The organism is Psychromonas sp., assembly GCF_047632995.1.
Taxonomy (GTDB): Bacteria; Pseudomonadota; Gammaproteobacteria; order Enterobacterales; family Psychromonadaceae; genus Psychromonas.
This window is the reverse complement of sequence record NZ_JBLIEK010000042.1, coordinates 1-13,375: the sequence shown is the minus strand read 5'-3', so window position 1 is coordinate 13,375 and position 13,375 is coordinate 1. Positions and strand designations below refer to the sequence as shown.

Here is a 13,375-nt window from a genome sequence, read left to right as displayed (position 1 = left end):
TTTTGGTAGTAAAGCTAATTACCATTATTCAGCTTTGTCGGTAAAAGCAAAGCGTGGTTGCATGCTACCATCAACTTCTACATCCTCGATGAACATAGTTAAGGGTCTCACCCATAATGCTTGTTCACCATAGAGCGGGCGGTAAACTACCATCATCTCTTCTGTTTCGCTGTGTTTGGCCAGGCCTTCAACCTGATATAAATTACCTTTATAATGACGGTACTTTCCCGCTTTTATTTTATGCTGCATTATCTCTTGTTTCATTTTTATAAAAAAGTGGGAATAGAATAACACGATTGCTAAGATATAACGGAAATCCCTGAATATATTCCTTAAATTAAAAACAAAGGTTGAATAAGCAAGCGGGAATGCTTATTCTCAGTTGATCGAACAGAATGCAATATTTTAAGGGGCGGGTTGATGACATTAGAGCTATTGGAAAAATTAGAAAGCAAAATTCAAAATGCAGTTGATACAATTGCGTTGTTGCAAATGGAAGTCGAAGAACTGAAAGAAGATAAACAGGTGTATGCAGAAAAAAACGGACAGTTACAAACTGAAAATATCAGACTATCTGAAGAACACCAGCAATGGCAGTCTCGTTTGAGTGCGTTACTTGGTAAAATAGAAGAAGCCGAAGAGACTGCATAATTGCAGTGTTATCTAACCACGCTAATCATTGTGTTGTCACTAAAAGCCCAATAAATTGGGCTTTTTAGATCCAATAATAGCTTATTCTATTTCGTCTTCGTCTAGCTCCAGATCCGGCTCGTCAATATCTAAAGGCTCTGGTGAAATGATTATACCAGTGCTATCCGCATAAAGAATATCTTCGGGTAAGAAAGTAACGCCGGCAAAGTTAACCGGGACATTAATTTCTCCAATCTCATTATCAGCACCACCGACGGGGATTGCTGTGATAGCTTGAATACCAATATCTAGCTCATCAAGAGCCTCAACTTCACGTATACAACCATTTACCACAATACCCTCCCAGCAATTTTCAACTGCAAGCTCGGCAATATCGGCATTAACTAATGCGCGGCGTAATGATCCTCCGCCATCAACTAGCAATACTTTACCCGCTCCATTTTCAGCAAGTGTTTTATAAATCAACCCGACCGATTCAAAGCATTTAATGGTGACAACTTCACCAGCAAATGAACTTCGGCCACCAAAATTGGTTAAAAGGGGTTCAACAACATCAATGGTGTCTGCATAAATATCACAAAGAATAGAAGTATTATATTGCATGCTTAGGATCGCCTATGATTAGAAAAGTAATAATAAGTATAAACGTAACGTGTTCATTTACAATGTTGTTTTTATAACAAAAAGCACGCTTTAAATTTTTAGGGGTTAAATATCCTTAATCTAGCTCGTGAAAGAAGCTGCGATTGAATGATTTCTCACAGTAGTGACATTTGAGTTTAAGTTCCAAGTTGTTATTGACATAAAATTGCGTCTTAACGGGTTCGTTATGGCTTATGCAGTTGCTATTTGGGCAAGATAATACGCCAAGAAAAGAGCCTGGAAGCTGCACTTGAAATTTGTTTACTACTTTAAAATCTTTTATCTGATTGATAGTGGCATTCGGTGCAAATAGGGCAAGTTGGTTGGCTTGATCATCACTAATAAATGTATTTTCAACTTTAATTAGATCTTTAGTAATACCGCTTTTTGTCGGCAAATTTAGGCCAATGGTTATTTTTTCATTGGTTTGCGTTAATTTAAAAAAGCTTAAAATTTTCACGCCTTGGTGGGCGGGGATGTGATCAATCACTGAGCCATGCTGAATGGCTTCAACTTGTAATTTTCTTTGCGTCATTTGCTATTAACCTTGTAGTTGAAATTGGTTTGTTAACAGTAAGGCAAGTATCGCCTGTCTGGCATAAACACCGTTTTGAGCTTGCTCAAAGTAGTAAGCATATGGCGTGTCATCTACATCTTTATCAATTTCATCAATGCGTGGCAATGGGTGTAACACTTTCAAGTTATCACGGACATTTTCCAGCATGCCTGCATTTAACAAAAATGCGGATTTCATATGCTGGTATTCTGTTTCATCAAAACGCTCTTTCTGGACGCGAGTCATATAGAGTACATCAAGTGACTCCACCACTTCTTCTATGCTTTTATGCACTGAGTAGCTGATCCCTTTATCGTTTAGCTCTTCAAGTATGTAATCAGGCATAGCTAATGCGTCGGGAGAAATAAAATAGAAGTTACAGTTAAACAGTGATAAAGCTTGTGCGAGAGAGTGCACGGTTCTGCCATATTTTAGATCACCAACAAATGCAATATTAAGGTTATCAAGCGTGGCTTGCGTTTCGTAAATAGTAAACAGATCTAATAATGTTTGTGTCGGGTGTTGATTTGATCCGTCACCGCCGTTAATAACGGGAATGTTTGCAAATTCAGATGCTAAACGCGCCGCACCCTCTTGCGGGTGGCGCATAAAAAATGCATCTGCATAAGAGGAGATCACTTTCACTGAATCTGCGAGCGTTTCCCCTTTTTGTGCCAATGATGTATTGCCTGCGCTGTCAAAACCGATAACACTGCCACCCAAGCGTTGTACTGCTGTTTCAAATGAAAGGCGGGTACGTGTAGACGCTTCAAAAAAACAGCTGGCAATTACCTTGTTTCTTAACAGTTCAGGTTGCTGATTTTGTTTTAATGAGTAGGCGGTTTGCAATATAAGTTCAAGATCGCTGCGCGAAAGGTCGGCGATGGAGATAATATTCTTTTGATATAGCGGGTTATTCATCGTTTCAGACTCATAGTTAAGCTGTGACATAGGAAAAATTATACCACTGCTCTTGGATCAATTCTGCATCTTTAACTGTTTTCGTTATAGATTGACGCTATGATGTGATCTCTCTTTTTTGGGATTCGATATTTATGCTTAAGCACTTCTCTTTTTTTGTTTTTTTCATATTGCCTCTTCACCTGTTGGCAGCCGAGTGGGGGTTAACTCCTTTATTACCTAAAGGGACACAGGTCTCCTATATGGTGGTTGATCCTGCAACAGATCAAGTCATCACACAATATCAGCAGGCTATTTTTCGCACCCCCGCGAGTATTCAGAAATTATTAACCGCGACTGCCTCAAAATTATATCTAGGTGAGGAATTTCGTTATCAGACAACCCTCGAAGGGCAAAAAACGAAGATAAAAAACAATAACTATCAAGGCGATCTGAGATTTCGCTTTGTTGGCGATCCAACTTTACTGCGCAGTGATATTAAAGAGATGCTTAGATCTATCAAGCGCTTGGGTATAAAGCAAATCTCCGGTGATTTGCTGATTAATCAGTCGCGCTTTGACGGCTACCAATGGAGTAATGGTCAGGCTTGGAATGATTTAGGTGTCTGTTATACAGCGCCCGCTAATGCCATTATTGTGAACAAAAACTGCGTGTTAGGTAACTTAAGTTTAAATCATCCCGATGCAAAAAAAGCCACCCTGTTTATTCCCAGCTATGAACCGGTGGAAATTAGTAGTGATGTTTCAGTGGTCACTAAGGAGCAGCGCGCTGCACAGTTCTGTGAACTTGAATTAACACGTCGCAGTCATAACCAATACTATTTATGGGGCTGCATGGTGCCACGGGATCGCCCATTTGCTTTAGCCTTTGCGGTGAATGATCCCTTTGCCTATGCACGGCAAATAATTGCATCTGAATTGGAAAAGGTAGGGATCACATTAAAGGGTGAAATCAAACTGGACATCAGCAATGAAACTGCCGGCTTTGAAGATGTTTTAGTAAACCATCAGTCGCCATTATTGGATGAATTGCTACAGATAATGATGAAAGAGTCGGATAATTTAATTGCAGACAGTTTATTTAAAACATTAGGTGCGACTTACTTTAAACGCGCGGGTAACTTTCGTAATGGTGGGCAAGCGCTTAAATTAATATTAAAAGAGCAGGGTATCGATCTTGAAAATGCCTATTTAGCGGATGGATCAGGATTATCTCGCCATAATTTAATGAGTTCTGAGTTATTTATGTCAGTGTTAAATTATATTTACCACAATGATCATCGCTTAAAGTTATTATCGACCTTTTCCGTGGCGGGAATAGATGGCACGCTTAAATATCATCAAGGTGTAAAAGGCGATCTATTAAAGGGTAAAGTGATTGCAAAAACAGGCTCAATGAAAGGGGTTGCCAATCTACTAGGTGTTGTTAAGAGTAAGCTGGGAGACCGGCTTTTTGTGCTGATATTAAATGGATATAATTTACCGGAAATGACGTTAGAGCTTGAGTCGGAAAAGGATAAGAAAGTATCTAAATATTATTTTCAGCAAGCCTTTTTTGACGCTGTGATGAAATCACATTAGGAGATGAAAATCACAAGGGGCTAGGCCCTTGTGATATCTGGTTTTGATAACGTAATTTAGCTTTTAATCGGAAACCATTTTTCAGGTATGCCCTGACTAAATAAAACGACCGGCGTTGCCTCATCCTCTTTGTTCACCTCTTTTAGATCACGGCTATGAATTGGGTAACTGATACCATCAAAGTCGAGTTTGAACCATTGCCCGTTTTTTTCTATAAGTAGGCTTTGCCATAAATAATGCTGAGTTTGTGCAACTATTATGGGGGCGTTTACACGTGAGACGCGACTTGAGAAGCGGTAACCATTCTCCGTCCCCTCAAAAACAAGCATCTCACAGCCGTTTTGAGAGCACCAGTCAAGCAGTACCAGTGCATCTTTTACACCGTCTCCATTGAGATCATATTTTACTGAATTAAATTGAGTATCTCTCGGATCTGTACGGTGAATTTGAAAGTACTGGTTAACCGCTTTTTGTACTTCCAGGTCAACTTCTGCATCCGGACTAATATTTTGCGCAGCAAACTCACGATCGATACGGTCTATGGTGATGGCGGTCTCTTTAGCGTTCATTTTATTAAAGGGCAAACCAGCAGCCTCAAAGTGAGTCACAATGTTGTTTTTATTAATACTACGGGCGTTCAGCATTAGGCCTAGGCTATCGAAAACAAGCTCTTCACGAATCGTTTTACCTTCTTGCTTGGTCAGCATAACAACAACTCTATCGGGCGAATTACTTTTCCAGAAACCCGTTTTGAGGGTTGTTTTATCACCTGTTTTTTCTTTATATTCAACTGTATAGTTTTCATTAAGTGTTAAGTTTTCTGTTTTTGACGGGCTATTATGCAGGTAATAACCAGAATAGGTGTGTTCGATAATAGGCCATCCAGGTTCGCCGCAGCCTGTGAATTCTCCCCAAACAGAGTCTACTTTTGCGGTATATCCCCAGTACTCTTTATTCTTCAGATCGTAGCAATGACCAGGCTGAATCATTACGTTAAGGCGCTGCCCCTCTTTATTGGTGCTTTTAACATGGTTGATTTGTGTCGTTTGAAAGTTAGCGTCATTTACCTGGTAAACTTGATTGCGTGCTTTAGTTGCAAAAAAAAGTTTTTGATCGGTAATATTCAATCGCCAATAAGGTTCATCACCTCTCGCTTTAAACTGGAAGGTATTGACTAGTTTCTCACACTGCAGGGATGTTTTGGCGAGTGCCATATGATGGATTCTATCAATACGCATTAGCGCATCATGCTTTTTATCTGTAGGAGTTGGGAATACTATTTCACCAGAAAACTCGATATAAACGGGGATAAGCTTGGTTGATGTGATTTGCTCATAAATATTACGCAGTGCAGCCTTAGCATCCACCGCGAATTCTTGATCTGTTCCACATATTTTAAAGTAAGCTTCGCCATCACCTAAACTAAGCTGTCCTCTGAAATTGCTTTCTAATATTTTTGAAAAATCTTGTTTAATAATAACCGGCTCTGCTTTTTTTTCTGCAGGAGCTGGGGGAGTGGTGCTGCAAGCTGCAGTAAAAAAAAGGGGGACGCTTAATAACCAGTGAGATAGACGCATAAAAAACCTTAGTTCAGTAATATTGATAGGCTGAGACAGTTACTTTGCAGTATAACAGCGGTTTCTTTTATTTCACTATATGGACGTTAATCTAAAGCTCATTTATCTGATTGATTCTATAAACTGATAAGGTGGTGCATAAACCAAGTGCTATAAAAAGGGCACAAGCCCTTTTCTCGATGTGTATATTAAAAACTGTAGCGAAGACCAGCCCCAAGCTGAGCGCCAAAATGCGCGTTATCATCAAAGTCAAGATCGGGGGCGACTTGTGCGTAGGCATTCCAGTTTTGACTGAAATGGAGGTTTAAACCTAACGGCACGCGCACACCAAAACCTTTATCCCACTCGTTATAAGCTCCGGCACCGATATACCATGTGAAAGGAACCTCTGCGTTGAATTTGCCTCGTTTAAATATATAATCTGCAGCAACACCATCATTACCCAGCATGACGCTGAACTTATTATTTATTAATGCGCTGACGCCAAAGCCCATATCAGCGGCGAAACCCGCTTTAATATCGACGTTGTTATCTGCACTTGCTGATAAAGAAAAGAGTGTTGTTACCATGGCAATGATAATTATATTTAATTTTTTAATCATGTTGTTACTCCGTTAATAATTTATCTAAGAAAACTGCAACACCATCTTCTTTTGAAGAGAGTGCAAATTCTGCATCAGGTAACGCTTGCCGTAAGGCTTTCTGAGCATTACCCATAAGAACTGGTTTGGCAACTACATTTAGCATCTCAACGTCATTCATGCCGTCTCCAAATGCAATTGCGTCAGCAGTTTCTAGTCCTTTATCTCTTAATACTGCTTTAACTGCCTCACCTTTATTGGTGCCGGCATGCATCACTTCTAAACATTTTTCCAGTGAAAAAGTAAGATTAACTCGCTCACCATAACGCGATTTTAACTGCTCATAAATCGGCTGTAAGAGCCGCGCTTCGGCCCAAAAGAATATTTTAATGGTATTGCTTTTATCAAGTACGTTTAAGTCCGCAGCGACGCAATCAAATCCTGCATCTAACCCCATCTCATCTAGCTCTGCTATGCAGTAATTTGCATACCAGTTATGATCGGTAAAGAGGTTTATCTGCACTGCATCATCAAATTGAGTATCACAAATTCCCTGCGCGATATCAATATCCAGGTTTTGCTGATGAATGATTTCCCCCTCTCTATTGTGTACCCGTGCGCCGTTTGAGGTAACTAAATAGATCGGAATATCGAGTGCTTTCTGCAAACTTTTAGCTTCGATATAATGTCTGCCTGTTGCGATAACAAATTTATGTCCGCTTTCAACCCAGCGCTGAACAGTGTCCGTAGTTTTCGGGGAGATCTTATGATCTGGTCCCAGTAGTGTACCATCAAGATCTGATATGGCTATTTTGTACATCTCAGTATGCCTTGTTGTGATTTCTTTAAAAAGTTAAGCGTTGCGCTTAATGCCGGTATCCTGTACTTATCCGCTTCCAGTAATATTTCATGCTTGGCACCGGAAATAGTAATAAATTGAGCCTCCTTACAGCCTTTTATATTTTTATAAAATTCATTTTGTCCGTCTGCCGTGACCACTGAGTCGGTGCCTGCCTGAATAACCAATACAGGTATAGTAATCTGTGACGCATTTTCCCTTGCCTGCTCTGCAGCACTAAGACTCTCTGCAACCCAGCGCATGGTCGGTGAGCCAAGTTGAGTTTCAGGATGCTGCTCAAAGGTATTAAATGAGGAATTAAAACGTACTTTACTTGAAGTGAAGTCATTATCTAGAAATGATTTTTTTTGAAAATTACTGCCTCCGAAAATATAACAGGCGGAATCACTAAACCAGCTGCATATTTCAGCGCTGCTGTAAGTTATTATGCTTGCGATACTTTCGGGGATACCGCCTAAATTGATAGAAAACATCGGGCTGAAAAATACGCTTGCTGCGAAGGGATGTTGATACTGCTCTAAGTATAAGGCACTGATTGTGCCGCCCATTGAATGTGACAGCAGGTAGCTTTGCTGGTAGTTTTTTTGTAAATCAAGTGATAATACATAGTGGTTAAAATCATCGACATAATCTTGGAAGTGCTCGACGTGACCTTGGTATCGATCTGTGCCTAAGCGCTCTGAAAAACCTTGGCCGCGATGGTCAATTAAGTACAGATCATAGCCTTGCTGATTTAAGTCATAAGCTACCTCTTTGTATTTTAATATACTTTCGTTGCGCCCTTGGCTAATCACAATGGCTTTTTGACTGCCCGTTTTAATACTAACGGTATAAATCTCTTTATTATTAACACCCAATAAGCGACTTGATTGTGCATTTTTTTCCCAGAACTCATTTATTTTGGGATTAAAGTTGTCATCGAGTTCATTTTCAGTATTGAGTTGGAAACTGTTTTTAAGCATATTTTCAGTCGCATAAGTGAATGATTCAAAAATAAGGCAATAAAAAAGCAGCAATATTGAGAGATTAACTCGGTATATTATGTTTTTCTTTTTTTTCATTTTTTTTACCTAAAATTTTCAAGATCGTTATTTTAATGAGATATGAGAGAAATTAAAGTATCATGCATCTATATGCTTTAAGGATAATTTTTAATGAAGAAAAAATTTACCATTCATCTTGATGCAGTTTTAGTTATTGCTGTGTTGGCCTGCGGCTTAATTATTTTAACAATTTACCAGCACTCAGAGATAGATAAGCTGAGCCAAGAAAATCAAGCGCTGCAGTGGAAAGAGCTAGAGAACAGTTTTATTATCGACTCACAAAAAAGCTATATAAAAAAGCTGGAGCTGCAGATCAGTAACCGCAATATTCAATAGATTGTATATGTAAAATAAAAAGCCAGTATTAAATACTGGCTTTTTATTGTGTAAACTTGTTTAAAAAGAGTTAAGCAAGTTTAGCTTTGATGAAATCGATCACCTCTTCAATCTTAATTTCTTGTTTCTCACCGGATACGCGATCTTTATATTCAATAACCCCGTTATCCAGGCTGCGATCACCGATAACTAAAGTATGCGGAATACCGATTAATTCTGCATCTGCAAACATAATGCCCGGGCGTTCCTTGCGATCGTCAAACAAGACCTCAATACCCGCCTGCTGTAGCTCTGCGTAGTATTTTTCTGCAAGTTCAGCGACCCGATGTGACTTTTTCATATTCATGGGTACGATAACCACAGTAAAGGGGGCAAGCGTATCGTTCCAGATGATGCCGTTTTTATCATTGTTTTGTTCGATAGCCGCTGCAACAATCCGAGAAATACCAATGCCGTAACAGCCCATGGTTAATATTTGGTTTTTACCCTGTTGATTAAGTACTGCTGCATTCATCGCTTTACTGTAAGTATCACCAAGCTGGAATATATGACCGACTTCGATACCGCGAGCAATCGCCAGCGTACCTTGGCCACATGGACTAGGATCGCCTTCCACTACATCACGTAAGTCCGCAACTTCATAAGCGCTGATATCACGATCCCAGTTAACACCAGTTAGATGTTGACCCGTTTGATTTGCGCCACAGATAAAATCAGCTAGTTTTTCAGCGGCACGATCAACTATCACGCGAATCGTTAAACCTTTAGGACCAATTGAACCCGCATCACAATGTGCTGTATCTTCAATCTGCTGGGCATTTGCAAAAACCAGCGGGCTGGCGATACCTTCAATATGCTCCGCTTTAATTTCATTAAGGTTATGATCCCCTCGTATTACAAGCGCAACAATCGGTGCCTGCTGACCCTCTTCAGAGCATCCTTCCACCAACAATGTTTTCACGACTTGTGTCGCTTCAACATTTAAGAACGCAGATACTTCTTCAATTGTGTGTACATTTGTTGTTTCAACAACAGTTGCATCTTTGCTTGCTGCCGGGCGATCAAATGCAGGCGCGAGTGCTTCTGCCTTTTCAATATTCGCCGCGTAATCACTTTCTGTTGAGAATGCGATCGCATCTTCGCCACTTTGTGCAATTACATGGAATTCATGTGATGCGCTGCCGCCGATACTGCCTGTATCTGCAATTACCGAACGGTATTCTAGACCTAATCGTTCAAAAATGCGGCAGTAGGCAGTAAACATCTTCTGATATGTTTTTTCTAGGCACTCCTGCTCGAGATGGAAAGAGTAAGCATCTTTCATGGTAAATTCACGAGCACGCATCACACCGAAGCGCGGGCGTGTTTCATCGCGGAATTTGGTCTGGATCTGAAAAAGGTTTAATGGAAGTTGTTTGTAACTGCTCACTTCTTTACGGACCAGTTCGGTTACAACTTCTTCATGTGTTGGGCCTAAAACAAAATCACGAGTATGACGATCTTTGACGCGTAATAGTTCGCCGCCATATTGATCCCAGCGTCCGGTTTCAACCCAAAGGTCCGCCGGTTGAACAACTGGCATTAAGATTTCAATGGCGTCCGCTCGTTCCATCTCTTCACGTACAATATTTTCAACTTTACGCAATACGCGTAACCCCGTGGGTAGCCAGGTATATAAACCTGATGCTAGCTTGCGGATCATGCCTGCACGTAACATTAGCTGGTGGCTGACAATCACGGCATCACTGGGTGCTTCTTTTTGGGTTGACAGTAAATAGTTGGTGGTACGCATAGAAATCCTTAATTGATCAGATCAGTATAAAATGAGGGGAGATTTTAGCAGCGGAGCTGTCACTTCCAAAGGTTTGTTAGTCGATTTATAAAATATAATTGAGTATTCTCCATGCTTTCAGTTATTTTATCCCTGTAAACATCAAATTCGAAGGATTTTTAATGAAACGTTACCTGCTAATTGCAAAATATAGTACGGCTATTATGTTAATTTGCTGGTGCATTTTAATCTTAAACAGTTTACTGCCTATCAATCTCAATCAATGGGGAATCGTCCCGCGATCAATCGAACATTTGCCGGGGATTATCATTGCCCCCTTTTTGCACGCGAATCTCGCACATCTATTAAGTAACTTTCTCCCTTTTATTATCTTTGCTATTTTGATTGGTTTACAAAGTGTAAAACGGTTCTTTCTTCTTTTTGTCTTTTTTGTGGTAACAACTGGACTGCTGGTGTGGTTATTTGCGCGAGGTAACAGCATTCATATTGGAATGAGCGGCGTGATTTACGCGCTATGGGGGTATTTGCTGGTTTATGGTTTTGTATGTCGGCAATTTTTATCTATTATTATTTCGCTAATAACACTGTGTTTTTATGGCGGATTGGTCTTCGGAGTGCTGCCATCAACCCCCGGCATCTCTTTTGAAAGTCATCTGCTAGGGGCCATCGTTGGCGCATTAAGCGGTTATTACCTTGCTAAACGAGAGATTCGATATTCAGTACTGTCGTGATCTCACCCTTATTAACCCAGGATATATTGAAATCGGATAGATGCACCGCATAAATCTTTGCGTCGGTTTTACCTTTTTTATAAGCAGGGCGGGGATCTTGCTGTAATACCTCAATAATCAATTGCTGTAATTCTGGGTAACTATAATTTAGCTCTTCGAGAATTTGTAAAGCTAGCACTGAAAACTGAACCTTCATCAGGGGCTCTGGCTTATCTTGGGCAAAGCCTGCTACTGCCTGTGGTTTTGCATCCGCATAGGGAATATAAGGTTTGATATCGACAATGGGGGTGCCATCAACCAAATCAATATTACTTAACTGTAAAAACAGCTTCCCTTCGATCTGTTTGATCCCGTGAAACTCAACTAAAGATAAGCCAATGGGATTGGGTCTGTTTGGTGAGCGTGTCGCAAAAACACCCATCCGTTTGTTACCCCCAAGACGAGGTGGGCGAACCATTGGACTCCAGCTATCTTCTTTTATTGATTCGTTATTCTTATGGAAAATAAATACTAGCCATAAATGGCTAAATTCCTCCAAACCTAAAAAAGCATTAATATCATTATAGGGTGGCAAAATTTCAAGTTCCGCTTTCGCACTTGGGACAAGACCAGCTTGCCGTGGTACAGCAAACTTCTCTTTATAAGGGGAGTGGATAAAGCCTATGCTTTTAAATGATCTATTAGCAAACAAAATAACTACCCTTTTTCAGGCTGGCTGACATGGAAAGTTTGTCCATAACAGATGATATTTGAAATGCAGACCTTATCAGGATCAAAAGTTAAACAGGACTGAAAAACAATAGCATTAGCATTTTTTCCGGCAGCATTGATACGCGCATTGGTTCTTGCCTGTTTTATATCAGCAGGGCGATCATTTGCATTTTCCTGGCAGCTGCTTCCCTCCACTGTGCCGATAAAAGTATAATCAAGCGCTGCAAGTTGAGACTTCTCATAGACAGTGACCTGTGAAGGTTTAAAATATTCGTTAAAATTATCTTTATCTAGGTTCGACGAAAATTGGAAGTTACTGCAAGCACTCAATAACAGTATATAGCTGGAAATAACAATGACACGCAACATAAGAGACTCTTTATCAATAGTAGGGGATCGGGATGAGTGGCATAATAACATTTTTTAAAAGACCTGAAACAAACAAGGAAAGAATATGACAATAGCTAATGGAAAACGTGCCGTTTTTCTTGATCGAGATGGTGTAATAAATGTAGATAATGGTTATGTTTCAAAAGTCGATGATTTTGAATTTATTGAAGGTGTAATCGATGCATGTAAAAAACTTAAAGAAAAAGGTTACCTATTAGTAGTTATTACTAATCAGTCCGGCATTGCACGTGGTTATTTTACTGAACAACAATTTCATACCCTGACAGAATGGATGGATTGGTCATTCACTGATCGCGGTGTTGATTTGGACGGCATCTATTATTGTCCTCATCATTACGAAAAAGGAATTGGTGAATTTAAACTTGATTGTGATTGCCGCAAACCAAAACCGGGTATGTTGCTCAGTGCCATTGAAGAATTAAATATAGATGTAACTAACTCTATTTTAGTTGGCGATAAAGTATCGGATATACAGGCGGGTATAGCGGCTGGTGTACAGAGTAACTATTTGGTTAAAACAGGTAAGCCTATTACTGAGGAGGGGGAAAAATTAGCAACTGCTGTTTTTGATGATCTTACGAGTCTTGTCGAACAACTATAGTCAGATAAAAGCATTACTTTGTGGATAACTCTGTTTTTTATGTGGGTAAGTTGTTTGTAAGCTGGTATAAAAAACAATTATAGAAATAACCTGTTTTTATGCAAAAAAACACTTGCCAATGTGAGCTGTGTCTCTATAATGCGACCCCACAGACACAGGCGGTAACGCCGGTGGATGAGAACGAAAGAGGTTGGTTTCTGATAACGTTAAACGTTGATTAGAAATACAATAAAAACCTTTACATCGTTTGAAAGGTGCGTAATATACGCACCTCGCCGAAAGGCCGCTCTTTAACAATTTAATCAAACAATCTGTGTGGACATTCAAGAAGTCTTTGCTTGCAAAGCTTCTCCCGATAGATGAACCGCTTGCGGTAAATCGGT

The 13,375-nt window shown here is 39.9% G+C and carries 16 protein-coding genes; 5 read left to right on the top strand and 11 right to left on the bottom strand.

All coding sequences use genetic code 11. From position 1 onward, the window contains the following. Positions 1–24: 24 nt before the first annotated feature. Positions 25–249, bottom strand: a complete 225-nt coding sequence (locus tag ACJAT7_RS09355; protein ID WP_415226534.1) for a DUF1653 domain-containing protein — start codon at positions 247–249, stop codon at positions 25–27. Between the two features lie 171 nt (positions 250–420). Between ACJAT7_RS09355 and ACJAT7_RS09350 the strand changes: the two genes are divergently transcribed. Beyond that, positions 421–651: a cell division protein ZapB gene (locus ACJAT7_RS09350; RefSeq protein WP_415226533.1), complete on the top strand. Its 231-nt coding sequence runs from the start codon at positions 421–423 to the stop codon at positions 649–651. 81 nt (positions 652–732) lie between these two features. Here ACJAT7_RS09350 and rraA read toward each other — a convergent pair whose 3' ends face one another. From rraA to pyrB, 3 genes are all read right to left on the bottom strand, one after another. After that, on the bottom strand, positions 733–1,254 hold the full coding sequence (rraA, locus tag ACJAT7_RS09345) for a ribonuclease E activity regulator RraA (RefSeq protein WP_415226532.1): 522 nt from the start codon (positions 1,252–1,254) through the stop codon (positions 733–735). A gap of 115 nt (positions 1,255–1,369) precedes the next feature. Continuing rightward, the gene (gene pyrI / locus ACJAT7_RS09340; RefSeq protein ID WP_415226531.1) at positions 1,370–1,828 is read right to left on the bottom strand and encodes an aspartate carbamoyltransferase regulatory subunit; all 459 of its coding nucleotides are present in this window, start codon (positions 1,826–1,828) and stop codon (positions 1,370–1,372) included. A gap of 6 nt (positions 1,829–1,834) precedes the next feature. Further along, on the bottom strand, positions 1,835–2,770 hold the full coding sequence (pyrB, locus tag ACJAT7_RS09335) for an aspartate carbamoyltransferase (protein WP_415226545.1): 936 nt from the start codon (positions 2,768–2,770) through the stop codon (positions 1,835–1,837). 134 nt (positions 2,771–2,904) lie between these two features. On the opposite strand from pyrB, the gene dacB reads away from it, so the two are divergent. Continuing rightward, entirely contained in the window at positions 2,905–4,350 is a 1,446-nt protein-coding gene (dacB, locus tag ACJAT7_RS09330) for a D-alanyl-D-alanine carboxypeptidase/D-alanyl-D-alanine-endopeptidase (protein WP_415226530.1), read from the top strand. 56 nt (positions 4,351–4,406) lie between these two features. Here dacB and ACJAT7_RS09325 read toward each other — a convergent pair whose 3' ends face one another. The 4 genes from ACJAT7_RS09325 to ACJAT7_RS09310 form a co-directional block, all read right to left on the bottom strand. Beyond that, positions 4,407–5,927 (bottom strand): hypothetical protein, encoded by a 1,521-nt coding sequence (locus tag ACJAT7_RS09325; RefSeq protein WP_415226529.1) that lies wholly within the window; start codon positions 5,925–5,927, stop codon positions 4,407–4,409. A 188-nt stretch (positions 5,928–6,115) separates the two neighbouring features. Then, positions 6,116–6,529, bottom strand: coding sequence for a hypothetical protein (locus ACJAT7_RS09320; protein ID WP_415226528.1), 414 nt, complete (start codon positions 6,527–6,529; stop codon positions 6,116–6,118). 4 nt (positions 6,530–6,533) lie between these two features. Beyond that, positions 6,534–7,328 carry a Cof-type HAD-IIB family hydrolase gene (locus ACJAT7_RS09315; RefSeq protein WP_415226527.1) on the bottom strand — a complete coding sequence of 265 codons (795 nt, stop codon included), beginning with the start codon at positions 7,326–7,328 and terminating at the stop codon, positions 6,534–6,536. Beyond that, on the bottom strand, positions 7,316–8,428 hold the full coding sequence (locus tag ACJAT7_RS09310; RefSeq protein WP_415226526.1) for an alpha/beta fold hydrolase: 1,113 nt from the start codon (positions 8,426–8,428) through the stop codon (positions 7,316–7,318). The genes ACJAT7_RS09315 and ACJAT7_RS09310 overlap by 13 nt, the downstream gene beginning before the upstream one ends. 93 nt (positions 8,429–8,521) lie before the next feature. Here ACJAT7_RS09310 and ACJAT7_RS09305 point away from each other — a divergent pair, with 93 nt between their 5' ends. After that, entirely contained in the window at positions 8,522–8,746 is a 225-nt protein-coding gene (locus ACJAT7_RS09305; RefSeq protein WP_415226525.1) for a hypothetical protein, read from the top strand. A gap of 70 nt (positions 8,747–8,816) precedes the next feature. On the opposite strand, the gene ACJAT7_RS09300 is transcribed toward ACJAT7_RS09305, so the two are convergent. Continuing rightward, on the bottom strand, positions 8,817–10,538 hold the full coding sequence (locus ACJAT7_RS09300; RefSeq protein WP_415226524.1) for a proline--tRNA ligase: 1,722 nt from the start codon (positions 10,536–10,538) through the stop codon (positions 8,817–8,819). A gap of 161 nt (positions 10,539–10,699) precedes the next feature. On the opposite strand from ACJAT7_RS09300, the gene ACJAT7_RS09295 reads away from it, so the two are divergent. Further along, positions 10,700–11,269 carry a rhomboid family intramembrane serine protease gene (locus ACJAT7_RS09295; RefSeq protein WP_415226523.1) on the top strand — a complete coding sequence of 190 codons (570 nt, stop codon included), beginning with the start codon at positions 10,700–10,702 and terminating at the stop codon, positions 11,267–11,269. Here ACJAT7_RS09295 and tsaA read toward each other — a convergent pair. Beyond that, positions 11,235–11,960 carry a tRNA (N6-threonylcarbamoyladenosine(37)-N6)-methyltransferase TrmO gene (gene tsaA / locus ACJAT7_RS09290; RefSeq protein WP_415226522.1) on the bottom strand — a complete coding sequence of 242 codons (726 nt, stop codon included), beginning with the start codon at positions 11,958–11,960 and terminating at the stop codon, positions 11,235–11,237. The two genes, ACJAT7_RS09295 and tsaA, sit on opposite strands and share 35 nt — an antisense overlap. A 5-nt stretch (positions 11,961–11,965) precedes the next feature. Continuing rightward, the gene (gene rcsF, locus ACJAT7_RS09285; protein WP_415226521.1) at positions 11,966–12,349 is read right to left on the bottom strand and encodes an Rcs stress response system protein RcsF; all 384 of its coding nucleotides are present in this window, start codon (positions 12,347–12,349) and stop codon (positions 11,966–11,968) included. An 85-nt stretch (positions 12,350–12,434) separates the two neighbouring features. Here rcsF and gmhB point away from each other — a divergent pair, with 85 nt between their 5' ends. Then, complete coding sequence (gene gmhB / locus ACJAT7_RS09280) at positions 12,435–12,992, top strand: D-glycero-beta-D-manno-heptose 1,7-bisphosphate 7-phosphatase (protein ID WP_415226520.1); 558 nt, start codon at positions 12,435–12,437, stop codon at positions 12,990–12,992. The last annotated feature ends 383 nt before the right edge of the window (positions 12,993–13,375 follow it).

What these genes read in the sequence shown, in the direction of transcription:
- ACJAT7_RS09355 (WP_415226534.1), bottom strand. Translation starts at nt 249, where the DNA reads ATGCAGCATAAAATAAAAGCGGGAAAGTACCGTCATTATAAAGGTAAT.
- ACJAT7_RS09350 (WP_415226533.1), top strand. Translation starts at nt 421, where the DNA reads ATGACATTAGAGCTATTGGAAAAATTAGAAAGCAAAATTCAAAATGCA.
- rraA (WP_415226532.1), bottom strand. Translation starts at nt 1,254, where the DNA reads ATGCAATATAATACTTCTATTCTTTGTGATATTTATGCAGACACCATT.
- pyrI (WP_415226531.1), bottom strand. Translation starts at nt 1,828, where the DNA reads ATGACGCAAAGAAAATTACAAGTTGAAGCCATTCAGCATGGCTCAGTG.
- pyrB (WP_415226545.1), bottom strand. Translation starts at nt 2,770, where the DNA reads ATGAATAACCCGCTATATCAAAAGAATATTATCTCCATCGCCGACCTT.
- dacB (WP_415226530.1), top strand. Translation starts at nt 2,905, where the DNA reads ATGCTTAAGCACTTCTCTTTTTTTGTTTTTTTCATATTGCCTCTTCAC.
- ACJAT7_RS09325 (WP_415226529.1), bottom strand. Translation starts at nt 5,927, where the DNA reads ATGCGTCTATCTCACTGGTTATTAAGCGTCCCCCTTTTTTTTACTGCA.
- ACJAT7_RS09320 (WP_415226528.1), bottom strand. Translation starts at nt 6,529, where the DNA reads ATGATTAAAAAATTAAATATAATTATCATTGCCATGGTAACAACACTC.
- ACJAT7_RS09315 (WP_415226527.1), bottom strand. Translation starts at nt 7,328, where the DNA reads ATGTACAAAATAGCCATATCAGATCTTGATGGTACACTACTGGGACCA.
- ACJAT7_RS09310 (WP_415226526.1), bottom strand. Translation starts at nt 8,428, where the DNA reads ATGAAAAAAAAGAAAAACATAATATACCGAGTTAATCTCTCAATATTG.
- ACJAT7_RS09305 (WP_415226525.1), top strand. Translation starts at nt 8,522, where the DNA reads ATGAAGAAAAAATTTACCATTCATCTTGATGCAGTTTTAGTTATTGCT.
- ACJAT7_RS09300 (WP_415226524.1), bottom strand. Translation starts at nt 10,538, where the DNA reads ATGCGTACCACCAACTATTTACTGTCAACCCAAAAAGAAGCACCCAGT.
- ACJAT7_RS09295 (WP_415226523.1), top strand. Translation starts at nt 10,700, where the DNA reads ATGAAACGTTACCTGCTAATTGCAAAATATAGTACGGCTATTATGTTA.
- rcsF (WP_415226521.1), bottom strand. Translation starts at nt 12,349, where the DNA reads ATGTTGCGTGTCATTGTTATTTCCAGCTATATACTGTTATTGAGTGCT.
- gmhB (WP_415226520.1), top strand. Translation starts at nt 12,435, where the DNA reads ATGACAATAGCTAATGGAAAACGTGCCGTTTTTCTTGATCGAGATGGT.